The 14,620-nt window shown below is 71.9% G+C and carries 14 protein-coding genes, 1 pseudogene and 1 riboswitch; of the genes and pseudogenes, 9 read left to right on the top strand and 6 right to left on the bottom strand.

What is annotated here, in order from left to right:
- From K4G64_RS33055 to K4G64_RS33045, 3 genes and pseudogenes are all read left to right on the top strand, one after another.
- Positions 1-400: pseudogene (locus K4G64_RS33055) on the top strand (hypothetical protein); the annotation flags it as partial.
- 97 nt (positions 401-497) lie between these two features.
- Positions 498-1,511, top strand: a complete 1,014-nt coding sequence (locus tag K4G64_RS33050; RefSeq protein ID WP_221759609.1) for an LLM class F420-dependent oxidoreductase — start codon at positions 498-500, stop codon at positions 1,509-1,511.
- 276 nt (positions 1,512-1,787) lie between these two features.
- Entirely contained in the window at positions 1,788-2,078 is a 291-nt protein-coding gene (locus K4G64_RS33045; RefSeq protein ID WP_221759610.1) for a hypothetical protein, read from the top strand.
- 103 nt (positions 2,079-2,181) lie between these two features.
- Here the strand turns inward: K4G64_RS33045 and K4G64_RS33040 are convergent, their stop codons facing one another.
- Genes K4G64_RS33040 through K4G64_RS33030 form a run of 3 tightly spaced genes read right to left on the bottom strand, consistent with a single transcriptional unit; the run spans position 2,182 to position 5,461 of the window.
- Positions 2,182-3,252 (bottom strand): prenyltransferase, encoded by a 1,071-nt coding sequence (locus K4G64_RS33040; protein ID WP_221759608.1) that lies wholly within the window; start codon positions 3,250-3,252, stop codon positions 2,182-2,184.
- Entirely contained in the window at positions 3,249-3,998 is a 750-nt protein-coding gene (locus K4G64_RS33035; protein WP_221759607.1) for a class I SAM-dependent methyltransferase, read from the bottom strand. The genes K4G64_RS33040 and K4G64_RS33035 overlap by 4 nt, the downstream gene beginning before the upstream one ends.
- Positions 3,992-5,461, bottom strand: coding sequence for a glycosyltransferase family 4 protein (locus K4G64_RS33030; protein WP_221759606.1), 1,470 nt, complete (start codon positions 5,459-5,461; stop codon positions 3,992-3,994). The genes K4G64_RS33035 and K4G64_RS33030 overlap by 7 nt, the downstream gene beginning before the upstream one ends.
- Before the next feature lie 211 nt (positions 5,462-5,672).
- On the opposite strand from K4G64_RS33030, the gene K4G64_RS33025 reads away from it, so the two are divergent.
- The gene (locus K4G64_RS33025; protein ID WP_221759605.1) at positions 5,673-6,332 is read left to right on the top strand and encodes a TetR family transcriptional regulator; all 660 of its coding nucleotides are present in this window, start codon (positions 5,673-5,675) and stop codon (positions 6,330-6,332) included.
- A gap of 315 nt (positions 6,333-6,647) precedes the next feature.
- Here K4G64_RS33025 and K4G64_RS33020 read toward each other — a convergent pair whose 3' ends face one another.
- Positions 6,648-6,881 (bottom strand): ferredoxin, encoded by a 234-nt coding sequence (locus K4G64_RS33020; protein WP_221759604.1) that lies wholly within the window; start codon positions 6,879-6,881, stop codon positions 6,648-6,650.
- Positions 6,882-6,883: 2 nt separating this feature from the next.
- The gene (locus K4G64_RS33015) at positions 6,884-8,335 is read right to left on the bottom strand and encodes an aldehyde dehydrogenase (RefSeq protein WP_221759603.1); all 1,452 of its coding nucleotides are present in this window, start codon (positions 8,333-8,335) and stop codon (positions 6,884-6,886) included.
- Between the two features lie 158 nt (positions 8,336-8,493).
- Here K4G64_RS33015 and K4G64_RS33010 point away from each other — a divergent pair, with 158 nt between their 5' ends.
- The 3 genes from K4G64_RS33010 to K4G64_RS33000 all read left to right on the top strand — a co-directional run bounded on the left by K4G64_RS33010 (position 8,494) and on the right by K4G64_RS33000 (position 11,475).
- Positions 8,494-9,519: an MBL fold metallo-hydrolase gene (locus K4G64_RS33010; RefSeq protein ID WP_221759602.1), complete on the top strand. Its 1,026-nt coding sequence runs from the start codon at positions 8,494-8,496 to the stop codon at positions 9,517-9,519.
- Positions 9,520-9,722: 203 nt separating this feature from the next.
- On the top strand, positions 9,723-10,415 hold the full coding sequence (locus K4G64_RS33005) for an EcsC family protein (RefSeq protein WP_221759601.1): 693 nt from the start codon (positions 9,723-9,725) through the stop codon (positions 10,413-10,415).
- Positions 10,416-10,569: 154 nt separating this feature from the next.
- Entirely contained in the window at positions 10,570-11,475 is a 906-nt protein-coding gene (locus tag K4G64_RS33000; RefSeq protein WP_221759600.1) for a helix-turn-helix transcriptional regulator, read from the top strand.
- Positions 11,476-11,478: 3 nt separating this feature from the next.
- On the opposite strand, the gene K4G64_RS32995 is transcribed toward K4G64_RS33000, so the two are convergent.
- A complete protein-coding gene (locus K4G64_RS32995) occupies positions 11,479-12,276 on the bottom strand; it encodes an SAM-dependent methyltransferase (RefSeq protein WP_221759599.1) in 798 nt (265 codons plus the stop codon).
- Positions 12,277-12,446: 170 nt separating this feature from the next.
- Positions 12,447-12,576: riboswitch (cobalamin riboswitch) on the top strand.
- Between the two features lie 117 nt (positions 12,577-12,693).
- On the opposite strand from K4G64_RS32995, the gene K4G64_RS32990 reads away from it, so the two are divergent.
- Both K4G64_RS32990 and K4G64_RS32985 read left to right on the top strand, forming a co-directional pair.
- Complete coding sequence (locus tag K4G64_RS32990) at positions 12,694-13,905, top strand: prenyltransferase/squalene oxidase repeat-containing protein (RefSeq protein ID WP_221759598.1); 1,212 nt, start codon at positions 12,694-12,696, stop codon at positions 13,903-13,905.
- On the top strand, positions 13,902-14,543 hold the full coding sequence (locus K4G64_RS32985; protein WP_221759597.1) for an SCO2322 family protein: 642 nt from the start codon (positions 13,902-13,904) through the stop codon (positions 14,541-14,543). Before K4G64_RS32990 ends, K4G64_RS32985 begins: the two co-directional genes overlap by 4 nt.
- The last annotated feature ends 77 nt before the right edge of the window (positions 14,544-14,620 follow it).

Below are 14,620 nucleotides of genomic sequence, written 5' to 3'. Positions count from 1 at the left end.
TGCGGAGCCTGCGCCTGCGCCTGCTGCGGCTGACCGCCGCCGTACGGCCGCCCCGCAGCCCTACGGCGCCCAGCCCCCCGGTGGTTACGGCTACCCGGGTGCGCAGCAGCCCGGTGGTTACGGCCAGCCGCAGCCGGGGCAGCCGTACGGCGGCGGTCAGCCGCAGCAGGCGCAGGCGCAGGCTCCGCAGCCGCCGGCCGGGGACTTCTCCCCGTTCTGGTTCGCGGTGCCGGTGCCGCGGCCGCTGTTCGCGGAGGACGGCTCCCCCACCCCGATCGCCGAACTCGCCCCGGGTACCTGGTACCTGGCCGTCGAGCAGCGCGGCCCGGCCCTGGTCGCGCAGACGCAGGACGGCCGCCGCGGTGTCCTCCAGGACACGTCGGGCATCCAGCGCGGCTGAGCCCCACGGCCCTGTACGGCCCCTCGCCCTTCCGGGTGGGGGGCCGTTGCCGTACAGTCGTCGCCCCAGTCGGCTGACGCACCGTCAGGAGGCAGGTATGCGGCTCGGTCTCGCACTCGGCTACTGGGGCCGCGGCCCCTCCCCCGACCACGTACCGCTCGCGCGGGAGGCCGAACGGCTGGGCTACGACTCGGTGTGGACGGCGGAGTCCTGGGGCTCCGACGCGTTCACGCCGCTCGCCTGGATCGCCGCCCACACCTCCGCCATCAGGCTGGGCACGGCGGTTGCCCAGATGGCGGCCCGCCCGCCGACCACCACCGCCATGCAGGCGCTGACCCTCGACCATCTCTCCGGCGGGCGCATGATGCTGGGCCTGGGCCTGTCCGGCCCGCAGGTCGTCGAGGGCTGGTACGGCCGCCCGTTCCCCGCCTCACCGCTCACCGCCACCCGCGAGTACGTCGATGTCGTACGGCAGGTGCTGCGCCGCGAGGCCCCCGTCGAACTGGCCGGCCGCTTCCACTCCCACCCCTACCGCGGCCCGGACGCCACGGGCCTCGGCAAGCCCCTCAAGCCGATCACCCACCCGCTGCGCCCCGAACTGCCGGTCCTGCTGGGCGCCGAGGGCCCGAAGAACGTCGCCCAGACGACCCGGATCGCGGACGGCTGGCTGCCGCTGTACTGGTCGCCGACCCGGCCGGAGGTCTACGGCCCGGCCCTGGCGGAGCTGCCCGAGGGGTTCATGGTGGCGCCGATGGCGCAGGTCCGGGTCTGCGACGACGTCGCCGAGGGCCTGCTGCCCGTCAAGATGATGCTCGGCTTCTACATCGGCGGCATGGGCCACGCGGCCCGCAACTTCCACGCCGACCTGATGGCGCGCATGGGCTACGAGGAGGAGGCCCGGCGGATCCAGCGGCTGTTCCTCGAAGGCCGCAGGCAGGAGGCGGTGCTGGCCGTCCCCGACGCCTTCGCCGACGAGATCTCCCTGGTCGGTCCGCGTGAACGCATCGCCGAGCGGCTGGAGTCGTGGCGAAAGGGGCCGGTGACGGATCTCCTGGCCCTCGCGCCCGACCCGCACACCCTGCGGGTGCTCGCCGAGCTCAACTCCCGGTGAGCTGCCGTCACCAGAAGATCGCGATCGCCTCCAGCGTCATCGATCTCGTCCCAGCGGTAGCCGTTCTCGGGGTCGCGCCGGACGCCCGCCCGCTTGCCCCGTGGCACCGGCGTCCTCTCCCGAGTGGCCGGGCCAGGATCGTCGGTGATGCGGCTGCACCCCGAACGACCCTCCTGGGAACGTGGGTTGGCCGTCCGGGGAAGCGCGCGGCGGCGGCAGGCGGACGCGGCTCGACGCGCCGGGTTTCATCCAGAGTTCAAGGGCAATCCGGAGAGTATGTCCCCTCGGTATCGCAACGGTGCGAATCAGGCCGGCACGATCGTCGCGGTCGTGGCCGACATCATGGCACTCATCCTGGGTCTCTGGATCCTGATGTACCTACTGGACGCCAACCCCGGCAACTCGTTCGTCCAGTTCATCCACGACGCGGCCCGCTGGCTCGCCGGCTGGTCGCACGACCTGTTCACGTTCGACGAGGCCTGGGCCCGAGTGGTCTGCGGTTACGGCCTCGCGGCGGTGGTGTACCTGTTCATAGGCCACGCGATAGCCAATCGCGCACGGCATTGATGCCTCAGGGGCGCGGGGCTGTGTCGATATGCGGCTCCGCCGCGTGGGCGCGACAAGCCACGCACAACCCGCGCCCCGCACACCAGGCGAAACCCCCGAGCTCCTAGGCGCAACAGTCCGACTCGAGCCCCACAGGCAACTCCGCACCACCGAACACCTGGCACGTCGCCTCATGCCCACCGAGCGCGGCCACCGCCAGCAACAACGACCCCGCGGTCCACGTCGTCAACTCCCGCGGCCAGACCGCGTCGTCGTCGAAGACATACCCGGTCCAGTACAGCCCGCTGTCCTCGTCCCGCAGATGCTGGATCGACTGCAGGATCTCGAGCGCCCGGTCGGACTCCCCCATCGCCCACAACGCGAGCGCGAGTTCCGCCGACTCGCCTCCCGTGACCCACGGGTTGGGAACCACGCACCGCACGCCCAGCCCGGGCACCACGAAGCGGTCCCAGTCCTCCTCGATCCGGGCCTTGGCCTCCGCCCCGGTCAGCGCACCGCCGAGCACGGGGTAGTACCAGTCCATCGAGTACCGGTTCTTGTCGAGGAACCGCTCGGGGTGGTGGCGTATGGCGTGCCGCAGCGCACCCGCCGCCAACTCCCAGTCCGGTTGGGCCTCTTCCCGCTGCTCGGCGATGGCCAGGGCGCAGCGCAGCGCGTGGTGGATGGAGGAGCTGCCCGTCAGCAGCGCGTCCGTCGTCTCCGTGCCGTCGTCGTCGCGGCGCCAGCCGATCTGCCCGCCGGGCTGCTGGAGGCGCAGCACGAACTCCACCGCCGCGTACACCGCCGGCCACATCCGGTCCAGGAACGCGTCGTCGCCGGTGGCGAGGTGGTGGTGCCAGACGCCGACGGCTATGTAGGCGACGAAGTTGGTCTCCCGGCCCCGGTCGGTGACCGCGTCGGCCTCGCCGTCGGTGTAGGCCGCGTACCAGGAGCCGTCCTCGTTCTGGTGCCGGGCCAGCCACAGGTAGGCCCGCTCGGCGGCCTCGTGCTCACCGGCCGCGTCCAGGGCCATGGCCGCCTCGACGTGGTCCCACGGGTCGAGGTGGTGCCCCCGGAACCACGGGATCGCACCGTCCTCGCGCTGCACGGCGAGGATGCCGGCGACGGTCGCGGCGGCCTCCTCCGCGGTGAGGACCCCGGGCAGGACCAGGTGTTCCGTCCGGGGAGTGGTCACTTGGCGTCCGCCCCGGTGTCGGCCAGACGCGGCAGGTGCGGCTTGGTCGCGTACGCCACGAAGCTCTTGCCGATCAGCGGGTTCAGCGCCTGCTCGGCGATCCGGGTGGCCAGCGGCTTCTTCATGATGTCCCAGACGAGCAGCTTGTGGTACGCCCGCACCGGCAGCGCCTTGTCGTTGTCGACGCCGAAGGCGCATTTGAGCCACCAGTAGGGCGAGTGCAGGGCGTGGGCGTGGTGCGTGCCGTAGGGCTCCAGGCCGGCCTCGCGGATCTTCTGAAGCAGTTCGTCCGCCTTGTAGATGCGGATGTGGCCGCCCTCGACCTCGTGGTAGGCGTCGGAGAGGCTCCAGCAGACCTTCTCGGGGCCGTAGCGCGGGACGGTGACGGCGATGCGCCCGCCGGGCTTCAGCACCCGCACCATCTCCGCGAGGACGCCCTTGTCGTCCGGGATGTGCTCCATCACCTCGGAGATGATGACGACGTCGAAGGACTCGTCGGGGAAGGGCAGCGCGAGGGCGTCGCCCTCCATCGCCGTGGCGGTGGCGCCCTCGGGGGCCTCGCCGGCTTCCTTCATCGCCGCGAACCACTTCGCGACCTCGCGGATCTCCTCGGCGTTCTGGTCCAGCGCCACGACCTGCGCGCCACGCCGGTAGCACTCGAAGGCGTGCCGCCCGGCACCGCAGCCGAGATCCAGGACGCGATCACCCGGGGCGAGCGGGAACCGGGAGAAGTCGACGGTCAGCACGTGGCCCTGCTTTCGGAGTTGACGCCTTCTACATCTGCCGGGGCTGCGGAGACAGCACCTGCCGTGCCTACGGGTACGGCAGGTGCCGGACTCGCGGGGGCTGTGGGGACAGGACCCGTCGCGAGGGCCGGACGGCCGGAAGCCCGCGGCACGGCGCGCGTCCCTGCCCTGTCGATCTCCTCGCGGTAGCGGGCCACCGTGCCCTCAGCCGCCCTGGCCCAGGTGAAGTGGCGCAGCACCCGCTCGCGCCCGGCCGCGCCGAGGCGGGCGCGCAGCTCCGCGTCGGACAGCAGGCGGCCCAGGCCGGCGGCCAGCGCGTCCGCGTCGCCGGGCGGTACCGCCAGGCACGTCTCGCCGTCGCGGCCGGCGACCTCGGGTATGGCGCCGCCGGTCGTGGCGAGCAGGGGCGTGCCCGCCGCCATGGCCTCGGCGGCCGGGAGCGAGAAGCCCTCGTAGAGCGAGGGCACGCAGGCGACCTGCGCCGAGCGCACGAGGTCGACGAGCTCCGCGTCGGAGATGCCCTTGACGAACTCGACGGCGTCGGCGAGGCCGTAGCGCTCCATCGCCTGGGCGACCGGTCCTTCGGTGGGCCGCTTGCCGACGACGACGAGATGGGCGCCGGGGTGCTCGGTCCGGACCTTGGCCAGCGCCTCGACGAGGTGCACCAGGCCCTTCAGCGGCACGTCCGCGCTGGACGTCGTCACGATCCGGCCCGGCACGACCGGCACGGACGGATCCGGCGAGAACAGGTCGGTGTCGGCGCCGATGTGGACCACGTGGATGCGGTCCTGCCGGACGCCGAGGTGGTCGACGATCTCCTGCTGCGAGGTGCCGGACACGGTGAGCACGGACGGCAGCCGGCGCGCGACGCGCTTCTGCATGCGCGTGAAGCCGTACCAGCGGCGCACCGAGGCGCGCCGCTTCCAGCCGTCGGCCGCGTCCAGCTCCAACTGCCGGTCGACGGTGATGGGGTGGTGGATGGTCGTCACCAGGGGAGCGCCGACATCGCCCAGCAGGCCGTAGCCGAGGGTCTGGTTGTCGTGCACGACGTCGAACTCGCCGCGGCGGGCGCGCAGGTGGCGGCGGGCGCGCAGCGAGAACGTCAGCGGTTCCGGGAAGCCGCCCGTCCACATGGTCGCGACTTCCAGGGCGTCGATCCAGTCGCGGTACTCGCCGCGCCCCGGCGTGCGGAAGGGGTCCGGCTGGCGGTACAGGTCGAGGCTGGGCAGCTCGGTGAGGCTCAGCCCGTCGTGGCCCTCGTCGAGGACGGGGTACGGCTGGGAACCGATGACCTCGACCCGGTGGCCGAGGCGGGCCAGTTCGCGCGAGAGGTGCCGGACGTAGACGCCCTGGCCTCCGCAGAACGGGTTCCCTTTATAGGTGAGGAGCGCGATGTTGAGCGGTCGCAAGCCGTCGGCAGCGGGGTCCTGAGGAGCCCCGGCCTCCCTGGCCTCAGCGGTCACTCTGGGCCCCCTTCTCCCTGCACTGTCCCGCGAGATTACGCCGGGACGCTAATCTAGAACAAGTTTCAGACTTGATCGTCCGGAGGCTCTGAATCTACCGGCAGGTAAGGGTGCTGCGAGCAGTGGATCAGGTGATTCACGCCACGACCGGCGCCGTGCCATGCTGTGTGATCACTCGTCCTCACGGACGGTCACGGAACGGGACCGACCCATGCCCGCGGAAGCCAAGGTGAGCGCCAAGGTGAACAAGCCGGCCAAGGCGGAAGCCAGAGCGGCAGTGCCCGCCTCCCCGCCCCTCACGGAGCGGCAGGAGGCCCGCCGCCGCCGCATCCTGCACGCGAGTGCCCAGCTGGCCAGCCGGGGCGGCTTCGACGCCGTGCAGATGCGCGAGGTGGCGGAGTCCTCCCAGGTGGCGCTCGGCACGCTGTACCGCTACTTCCCGTCCAAGATCCACCTGCTGGTCGCCACCATGCAGGACCAGTTGGAGCACATGCACGGCACGCTGCGGAAGAAGCCCCCGCAGGGCGAGACGGCCGCCGAGCGGGTCGCGGAGACGCTGATGCGGGCCTTCAGGGCGCTGCAGCGCGAGCCGCATCTGGCCGACGCGATGGTCCGCGCGCTGACCTTCGCCGACCGCAGCGTGAGCCCGGAGGTCGACCAGGTCTCCCGGCAGACGACGGCGATCATCCTGGACGCGATGGGCCAGGAGAACCCGACCCCGGAGCAGTTGTCGGCGGTCCGGGTGATCGAGCACACCTGGCACTCGGCGCTGATCACCTGGCTGTCGGGCCGCGCCTCGATCGCCCAGGTGAAGATCGACATCGAGACGGTGTGCCGCCTGATCGACCTGACGGCGCCGACCACCGCGTGAGCACCGTGGGCCCCGTGAGCGGGGCCCATGACCCCGTACAGCCGGACACGACAAGGACCTACGAGACGGGTTCCCTTCGCCGGCATGGTCCGGATCAGGTGATGGGGGTCGCCTTCCGGTCGCCGGGCCTCTCGGCCCTGCGTCCTTCCGGCCTCTCAGCCCTACCGTCGCAGTCGGCACCAGCGGAAGTACTGACTTCACTTCTCGCCGATGTCGGCTACTCCGGTCGGACTCCCTCACTCGCCTCGTAGGCCGACTTCCAGCATAGAACGCCCAAAGCGGAATGAAACCCCTCTCGTCATGATTCTTCGGGCGCTACTCCTCGGGCGGGAACACCGCCTCCCCGCCGTCCCCGAGCGTGATCGTGATCGCCTCCGTAGGACAGCTCTCCGCCGCCTCCAGCACCCGCTCGTTCGCGTCCATGTCGGGAGCGGCGGGATGGGACTGGCGGGCGGCGTCCAGGTGGAAGCCGCCCGGCGCGTGGTGGAGGCACTGCGCGGAGCCGATGCACAGGGAGCGGTCGACCTCGACGTGCCAGCGGTCACCCATCGCTACGCGTCCGCCGGGAGGTGGATCATCTTGTACTCCAGGTACTCGCCGTACCCCTCGGGCCCGAACTCCCGCCCCAGGCCCGAGTTCTTGTAGCCGCCGAAGGGGCCCAGCATGTCCAGGCTGAAGGTGTTGACGGAGTACGTGCCCGTCCGGACCTGCCGGGCGATGTCGATGCCGTGCTCGACGTCCGCCGTCCAGACGCTGCCGCTCAGCCCGTAGTCGGAGTCGTTGGCGATCTTCACGGCGTCGGACTCGTCGTCGTAGGGGAGCAGGCAGATCACCGGGCCGAAGATCTCCTCGCGGGCGATGCGCATGGAGTTGTCGACGTCGCCGAAGAGGGTCGGTTCGACGTACCAGCCGCGCTCCAGGCCGGCCGGGCGTCCGCCGCCGGTGAGGATCTTGGCGCCCTCCTCCTGCCCGATGCGGATGTAGTCGAGGTTGCGCCGCTGCTGCCGCCGGGCGACCAGCGGGCCGACCTGGGTGGCCGGGTCCAGCGGGTCGCCGACCGTCAGGGCGCCCGCGGCGGCGGCGAGGGCGTGGGCGAACTCGTCGTAGCGGGAGCGCGGCAGGAGGATGCGGGTCTGGGCGACGCAGGCCTGGCCGTTGTTCATCCAGGCCGCGGGGGCGATGCCCGCGACGGCCGTCTCGAGGTCCGCGTCGGGCAGGACGACGGCCGCGGACTTGCCGCCGAGCTCGAGCGTCACACGGGTGAGGTTGCGGGCGGCCACCTCCATCACGCGCTTGCCCGCCGCGACCGACCCGGTGAAGGAGACCTTGTCGATGCCGGGGTGCCCCACCAGGTACTCGCTGACGTCCCGGTCGGCGGGCAGGATCGACAGCACGCCCTCCGGCAGCCCGGCCTCGCGGGCGATCTCGCCGAGCAGGTAGGCGTCGAGCGGGGACTCGGGCGAGGGCTTGAGGACGACCGTGCAGCCGGTGAGCAGCGCGGGGGCGAGCTTGGCGGCGGCGACGAACTGCGGGACGTTCCAGGGGACCACGGCGGCCACGACCCCGACGGGCTCGCGCCGCACCAGGATCCTGCCCAGGACGCCGTCGCGCCGCTCCTCATGGGTGAAGTTCCGGGCGACCGTGATCGCCGAGTCCCAGACCATCACGGCGCCGAGGGCCTGGGCGAGGACACTCCAGGAGTACGGCGAGCCGTTCTGGGCGGAGATCACGCGGGCGATCTCGTCGTGCCGGACAGCGATGGCGTCCTTGATCCGGCCCACGACCTCGATCCGCTCGTCGAGGCTCATGCGCGGCCAGGGCCCCTCGTCGAACGCCAGCCGGGCCGCCGCCACGGCCCGGTCCACGTCCGCCGTCGAGGCGTGCGGGACGCGCCCGATGACCTCCTCGGTGTGCGGAGAGATCACCTCGATGACGTCCTGGCCCAGGGGGTCGGTCAACTCCCCGCCGATGAACAGCTGTCCGTGTTCCACGAGCTCGGTCATGGCCGACTGCCTCCCCAGGGGCGTTCTCTGACGGTTCATCAGATATGCCCACTGATACCAGCCCCGCCCCGAGGAGTCCACGGACCGCGCACCACGGGGAGACCCCCATTGGAACCCGTTCTAGTTATAGTGACGGGGAGTCGGCGACAGGGGAGCCCATGACACAGGTGACCGACCACGGCGGAGGCGTCCGCTCCCTCCGGGTCCCGATCCCGGACAACCCGCTCGGCCACACGCTGGTGTACGTCGTCGACACCGACCGCGGCCCGGTGCTGATCGACACCGGCTGGGACGACCCGGAGTCCTGGGACACCCTCGCGGAGGGCCTCACGGCCTGCGGCACCTCGGCCGCCGAGATCCACGGCGTGGTCATCACCCACCACCACCCGGACCACCACGGGCTGTCCGGCAAGGTCCGTCAGGCGTCGGGCGCGTGGATCGCGATGCACGCGGCGGACACCGCGGTCGTACGGCGGACCCGGGAGGCCCGCCCCGCGCGCTGGTTCACGTACATGGCGGCCAAGCTCACCGCGGCCGGTGCGCCCGAGGAGCACATCGCGCCCCTGCGGCAGCCCCGCCACCGCACCCTGCCCGGCCTCTCCCCCGCCCTGCCCGACCGCGACATCGTCCCCGGCGAACTCCTGGCGCTGCCCGGCCGCCGACTGCGCGCGATCTGGACCCCGGGGCACACACCGGGCCACGTCTGCCTCCACCTGGAGGAGGACCATCCGGCCCAACTCCCGGGTCGGGGGCGTCTGTTCTCCGGCGACCACCTGCTGCCCGAGATCACCCCGCACATCGGCCTCTACGAGGACCCCGAGGACACCACCATCACCGACCCCCTGGGCGACTACCTCGACTCCCTGGAACGGGTCGGCCGGCTGGCCCCCGCCGAGATCCTCCCCGCCCACCAGCACCCCTTCTCCGACGCCACGGCCCGCGTACGGGAGTTGCTCACCCACCACGAGTCCCGCCTGACCGACCTGCTGGCCCTGCTCGCCGAGCCCCTCACCCCCTGGCAGCTCGCCGAGCGCATGGAGTGGAACCGCCCCTGGTCCGACATCCCCTACGGCTCCCGCACCATCGCCGTCTCGGAGGCCGAGGCGCATCTGCGGCGACTGGTGAAGCTGGGCCGGGCGGAGGCGGTGCCGGGGAGCGAGCCGGTGACGTACGTGGCGGTCTGACGTACGTGGAGGACGGAGCGGCGTGCACGTGGTGACAGGCAGGTGTGCGCACAGCAGTGCACGCCCCTGAAGCACTAAAACGCGCCCTTCGCACGACCCTGACCATCGGCCAACTGTCCGGATAGCGTGCCCGGCGGGGTGCGGTCACCCCATCACGCGATCACTGGAAAGTGTGCATTGGGGGGCTTGCCGTGGGGGAAAGCATGTCCGCGGAGATATTCGTCTCCGCGTTCAATCGGCTCGGCTGGGACACGTCGATGGCGCAGCGGGGAGCCGCGGGGTATTCGTCGGTGCGGAGTTGGCGGAATTCGCAGACCGGGCAGGTGGCCGCGGCGGGTGCGGCCGCGATGGCGGTGCCGGGGGCGCACGCCGTGGTCATGGTCGGCGATGTGGCGTTCCTGCTGCACAAGATGTCCGTCTGCGCATGGGGGATCGGCTTCAAGATGGGCGCGACGGTGGACGGAGAGGACGACCTCGCCGTCATCCTCGCCCTCTGGGCCGACGCCCTGGAGCCGGACGCGTTGAGCGTGACCTCTGCGGGGGCCGCGGCATCGGCGGGCTTCATCGCGTTCAACGTCGCCTACCCGACGTACGGAACCGCCGTGATGGCCAAGGCACTTGCACTGGGCGCGGGCAGTGGTGTGTCCGTGGTCGGCGGGAAGATCGTAGGGAAGAAGGGCGCCAAGGCCGCCGTGAAACTCAGCAAGCCGTTCATCAACAAGATCGCGCAGAAAGCGGCGGTGAAATTCTCCGCGGTTCTGGGCTCGAAAGCGGTGACGGGCTTCGTTCCGGTACTGGGCGCCCTCGCCGGGGCAGGGATCAACGCTTTCCTCGTCTCGAAATTCGCCGACGCGGCCGAGAGTTATTACCGTCATAAGCTGGCCGCCGAGAGCTGAGAACCGGCCACCGCCGTCCTCGCCTCGGCGCCCACCCGGGCAGGCACGCGCCTTCGGCATACTCCGGATGACGTCGGGGCATCGCCCCTAGGATGGTCGTGCCGCGACGCTTCAGCGCGTGCGGAGTTGCGTTCCACCGCAAGGAGACATGCCCATGGGCACCGAAGAGGCCGCACGCACGACGACCGGCAGCGGGGCCCTGGAAGGCGGGTGTGCCGGGCCCATGGTGCCGCGCCTGGCCCTCGGTGCCCGGCTGCGCGCCCTGCGGGAGAAGCGGGGCATCGGCCGGGCGGACGCGGGGCACGTCATCCGGGCCTCCGCCTCCAAGATCAGCCGGATGGAAGCCGGCCGCCACGGTTTCAAGCTGCGCGACGTCGCCGATCTGCTCACCCTCTACGGCGTCACGGACGAGGCCGAGCGCGCCACCCTGATGGCGCTGGCCGAGCAGGCCAACACCCCTGCCTGGTGGCGGTCGTACAGCGATGTCGTGCCGGCCTGGACGCAGACCTATCTCGGGGCCGAGCAGGCGGCGAGCCTCATCCGCTGCTTCCGGGTGCAGCGCGTCCCCGGCCTGTTGCAGACCGCCGACTACGCCCGGGCCGCCCTGCGGCTCGCGCACCCGGACGCCGGTGCGGCGGAGATCGACCGCCGGGTCGCCCTGCGGATGGCCCGCCGGCGGATCCTGCACCGGCAGCCGGCGACCCGGTTGTGGGCGGTGATCGACGAGGCGGCGCTGCGGCGCCCGGTGGGCGGCGTCGGTGTCATGCGGGACCAGCTCAGGCACCTCATCGAGATCTGCGGGCTCCCGCACGTGACGGTGCAGATCCTGCCGTTCTCCGCCGGTGCTCACGCCGCGGAGGGCGGCCCGATCACCATTCTGCGGCTGCCCGGCGGGCAGTTGCCCGACGTGGTCTACCTGGAGCAGCTCACCGGCGCCCTCTACCCCGACCGGCCGGCCGAGATCGAGTGCTACTGGGACGCCATGAACCGGCTGGTGGTCGAAGCCGAGTCGCCGGACGAGACTCCGACCATCCTGCACCGCGTCCTTCAGGAGACCTGAGGGTCAGCGCTTGAGGGCGACGCCGCCGTACTGGTGCACCTCCGCGGGCAGGCCCAGGGCCGCCGCGTCGGGACGCCAGCGCGAGCAGGACGCCACGCCCGGGTCGAGCAGCTCCAGGCCCTCGAAGTAGCGCGCGATCTGCTCGGGGCTGCGCAGGATGTACGGGATCGAGCCGCCGTCGTTGTACTGCTGGATGGCCCGGACGTACTCCTCGCTGGTGTCGGTGGAGTCGTACTGCACGAGGTAGCTGCCGGGGGGCAGGGCGTCCACCAGGCGTCGCACGATGGAGCGGGCCTCGTCGTGGTCCTCGATGTGGCCCAGGATTCCCATCAGCATGAGGGCGACGGGCTGGTCGAAGTCGAGTGTCTTCCCGGCCTCCCGGACGATGGCGCCGGGGTCGCGCAGGTCGGCGTCGACGTAGTTGGTGACGCCCTCCGGCGTGCTGGTGAGCAGGGCGCGGGCGTGGGCCAGCACCAGCGGGTCGTTGTCGACGTAGACGATCCGGCTCTCCGGGGCCACCCGCTGGGCGATCTGGTGGGTGTTGTCCACATTGGGCAGGCCGGTGCCGATGTCCAGGAACTGCCGGATGCCCTCTTCGGCGGCGAGGTGGCGCACGGCGCGGGCGAGGAAGTAGCGGGCGGCACGGGCACCGGTCTCGATCCCGGGGAAGACCTCACGGAACGCGTCACCGGCCACCCGGTCGACCTCGTAGTTGTCCTTCCCGCCCAGCCAGTAGTTCCAGATCCGGGCCGAGTGCGGCACCGAGGTGTCGATCTTGGGGAACGGCTCCTGCTCGGTCATGGACGCTCCTGAGTGTGTGGTCGAGGAAGCCCCACGTTAGCCGGTCGACACCCCGAAGAGGATCAACTCCTGCGCGGCACCCGGGAGTTCCACGGCCCCACCTCGGTCGCCCTCGTCGCCGGACCGGCGGCCCTGTACCGCGGGGCCCCGGCCCCCTCGGCCCGATTCCTACGTGCGGGTACAGTGAGCGGGTCGTCATCACACCGTACGGGGGAAAGCCGGTGCAATTCCGGCGCTGACCCGCAACCGTGAACCGCCCGCCGCGGGCGGTGAGCCGGATCGCTCCGTACGGTTCGTGACCGGCTCACGTGCCCGGCAGTCCGCCGGTGCACGGCACCGTCGAGGTATACGGAGCCGAGCCGCCGGGGGGTGCCCCGTGCTGCCCGGCTCCCCCACAGGGAGAGGCACCCGCCGATCATGAACGTCCGCCGCAGCGCCGCGGTCCTGGCCGCCGTCGCCGTGATCGGCGCCGCCACCCCGGCCGCCGCCGACCCGTCCCCGTCGCCCTCCCAGGCGTTCCCGTCCGCCCTGTACGGCGGCACGGACCCGAAGTACGACGGCGTCTGGCGCCAGTCGCTCGCGCTGCTCGCGCAGGACACCGTGGGTGTGAAGCCCGCCGAGAAGTCCGTGGAGTGGCTGGCGCGGCAGCAGTGCGAGGACGGCTCCTTCGCCGCGTACCGTCCCGACCCCACCGCCGCGTGCGACGCCAAGACCATGCTGGACACCAACGCCACGTCCGCCGCCGTGCAGGCCCTCACCGCGCTCGGCGGGCACGACGACGTCACCGGCAAGGCCATAGGCTGGCTGAAGTCGGTGCAGAACAAGGACGGCGGCTGGGGCTATTCGCCCGGCGGCGCCAGCGACACCAACTCCACGTCGGTCGTCGTGGGCGCGCTCGCCGCCGCGGGCGAGAAGCCGGACCGGGTCGTCAAGGACGGCAAGTCTCCCTACGACGCGCTGCTGAAGCTCGCCCTGCCCTGCGGCGGGGACGACGACGGCGCCTTCGCGTTCCAGCCGGACAAGAAGGGCGAGCTCGCCGCCAACGCGGACGCCACGGCGGCCGGTGTGCTCGGCTCCCTGGGCAAGGGCATGGTCGTCGAGCCCGGCAAGAAGTCCGACACGACCTGCGAGAAGGCCGGGACGCCTCAGCAGGCGGCGGCGAACGGCGCGGGCTATCTCACCGCCGCCCTGACCAAGGACAACGGGCACCTGATGTCCGCACTGGCCGGTGCCGAGCCCCAGCCCGACTACGGCAACACCGCCGACGCGGTCGTCGCGCTCGCCGCGCAGGGCGCCACCGCGCAGGCGGAGAAGTCCGTGCGGTGGCTGGAGAAGAACTCCGCCGAATGGGCCGCGCAGAGCGGTCCGGCCGCCTACGCCCAGCTGATCTTCGCCGCCCACGCGACGGGCACGAACCCCCGCGACTTCGGTGGCGCGGACCTCGTGAAGCAGCTGGGCGCCACGGGCCCGGCCCCGCAGACGGCGGAGCAGACCAAGGCCGCGGACGAGAAGAAGGAGGACTCCGGCTCGGACTTCTTCGGCGTCTGGTGGTACGTCGGCGTCTGCCTCGTCGCCGGCATCGGTATCGGCTTCCTGTTCACCGGCCGCAAGAAGAAGCAGCAGCCGTGATCCGCAGGGCCCTTCTCCTCCTCCTGGCCTCGCTCCTGCTGTGCGCGGGAGCGGGCCAGGCCCAGGCCGCCGGCTACCGGTACTGGTCGTTCTGGGAGCGCGACGGCGGTCACTGGGTCTACGCCACCCAGGGCCCGTCCCTGGCCCGGCCCTCGGACGGCGACGTCCAGGGCTTCCGCTTCGCGGTGAGCGAGGACTCCGCGAACGCGGCCCGGCCGCGCGGCAAGGCCGATTTCGCGACGATCTGCGCGAAGACGCCCGCGCAGGACGGCCGCAAGCGGGTGGCCCTGGTCCTCGACTTCGGCACCCCGTCGGACGCCCCCGAGGGCGAGACCCCGCCCGCCGCGCGCACGGCCTGCGCCCGGGTCTCCCCCGACGCGACGACGGCCGAGGCCCTGGCGGCGGTGGCCAAGCCGCTGCGCTACGACACCAACGCCCTGCTGTGCGCGATCGCGGGCTACCCGGAGAAGGGCTGCGGCGAACAGGTCTCGCAGCAGCGGACCCCGGAGCCCGACAAGCCCGCCGCGGAGCAGAAGGCCCCGTCGGACGACGGCCCGTCCCTGGGCCTGGTCGCGGGCATCGCCGTGGTGGTGGTCCTGGGCGGGGCGGCGATCTGGCAGGTACGGCGGCGTGGGTAGCCGTCCCGCCCAGGACCACCACCACGGCGATGCCCGCGACCAGGCCCAGGGACGGGCCGTCGTCCGACGGGGCCTTC

This window comes from Streptomyces sp. WAC04114, from assembly GCF_019733245.1.
Classification (GTDB): Bacteria; Actinomycetota; Actinomycetes; order Streptomycetales; family Streptomycetaceae; genus Streptomyces; species Streptomyces massasporeus_A.
The sequence above is the reverse complement of the archived record's forward strand: the minus strand, read 5'-3'. Positions and strand labels throughout refer to the sequence as shown.

Bases quoted from the DNA above. Each gene is read 5' to 3' on its own strand.
- K4G64_RS33050 (WP_221759609.1), top strand. From the start codon at position 498: ATGCGGCTCGGTCTCGCACTCGGCTACTGGGGCCGCGGCCCCTCCCCC.
- K4G64_RS33045 (WP_221759610.1), top strand. From the start codon at position 1,788: ATGTCCCCTCGGTATCGCAACGGTGCGAATCAGGCCGGCACGATCGTC.
- K4G64_RS33025 (WP_221759605.1), top strand. From the start codon at position 5,673: ATGCCCGCGGAAGCCAAGGTGAGCGCCAAGGTGAACAAGCCGGCCAAG.
- K4G64_RS33020 (WP_221759604.1), bottom strand. From the start codon at position 6,881: ATGGGTGACCGCTGGCACGTCGAGGTCGACCGCTCCCTGTGCATCGGC.
- K4G64_RS33015 (WP_221759603.1), bottom strand. From the start codon at position 8,335: ATGACCGAGCTCGTGGAACACGGACAGCTGTTCATCGGCGGGGAGTTG.
- K4G64_RS33010 (WP_221759602.1), top strand. From the start codon at position 8,494: ATGACACAGGTGACCGACCACGGCGGAGGCGTCCGCTCCCTCCGGGTC.
- K4G64_RS33005 (WP_221759601.1), top strand. From the start codon at position 9,723: ATGTCCGCGGAGATATTCGTCTCCGCGTTCAATCGGCTCGGCTGGGAC.
- K4G64_RS33000 (WP_221759600.1), top strand. From the start codon at position 10,570: ATGGGCACCGAAGAGGCCGCACGCACGACGACCGGCAGCGGGGCCCTG.
- K4G64_RS32995 (WP_221759599.1), bottom strand. From the start codon at position 12,276: ATGACCGAGCAGGAGCCGTTCCCCAAGATCGACACCTCGGTGCCGCAC.
- K4G64_RS32990 (WP_221759598.1), top strand. From the start codon at position 12,694: ATGAACGTCCGCCGCAGCGCCGCGGTCCTGGCCGCCGTCGCCGTGATC.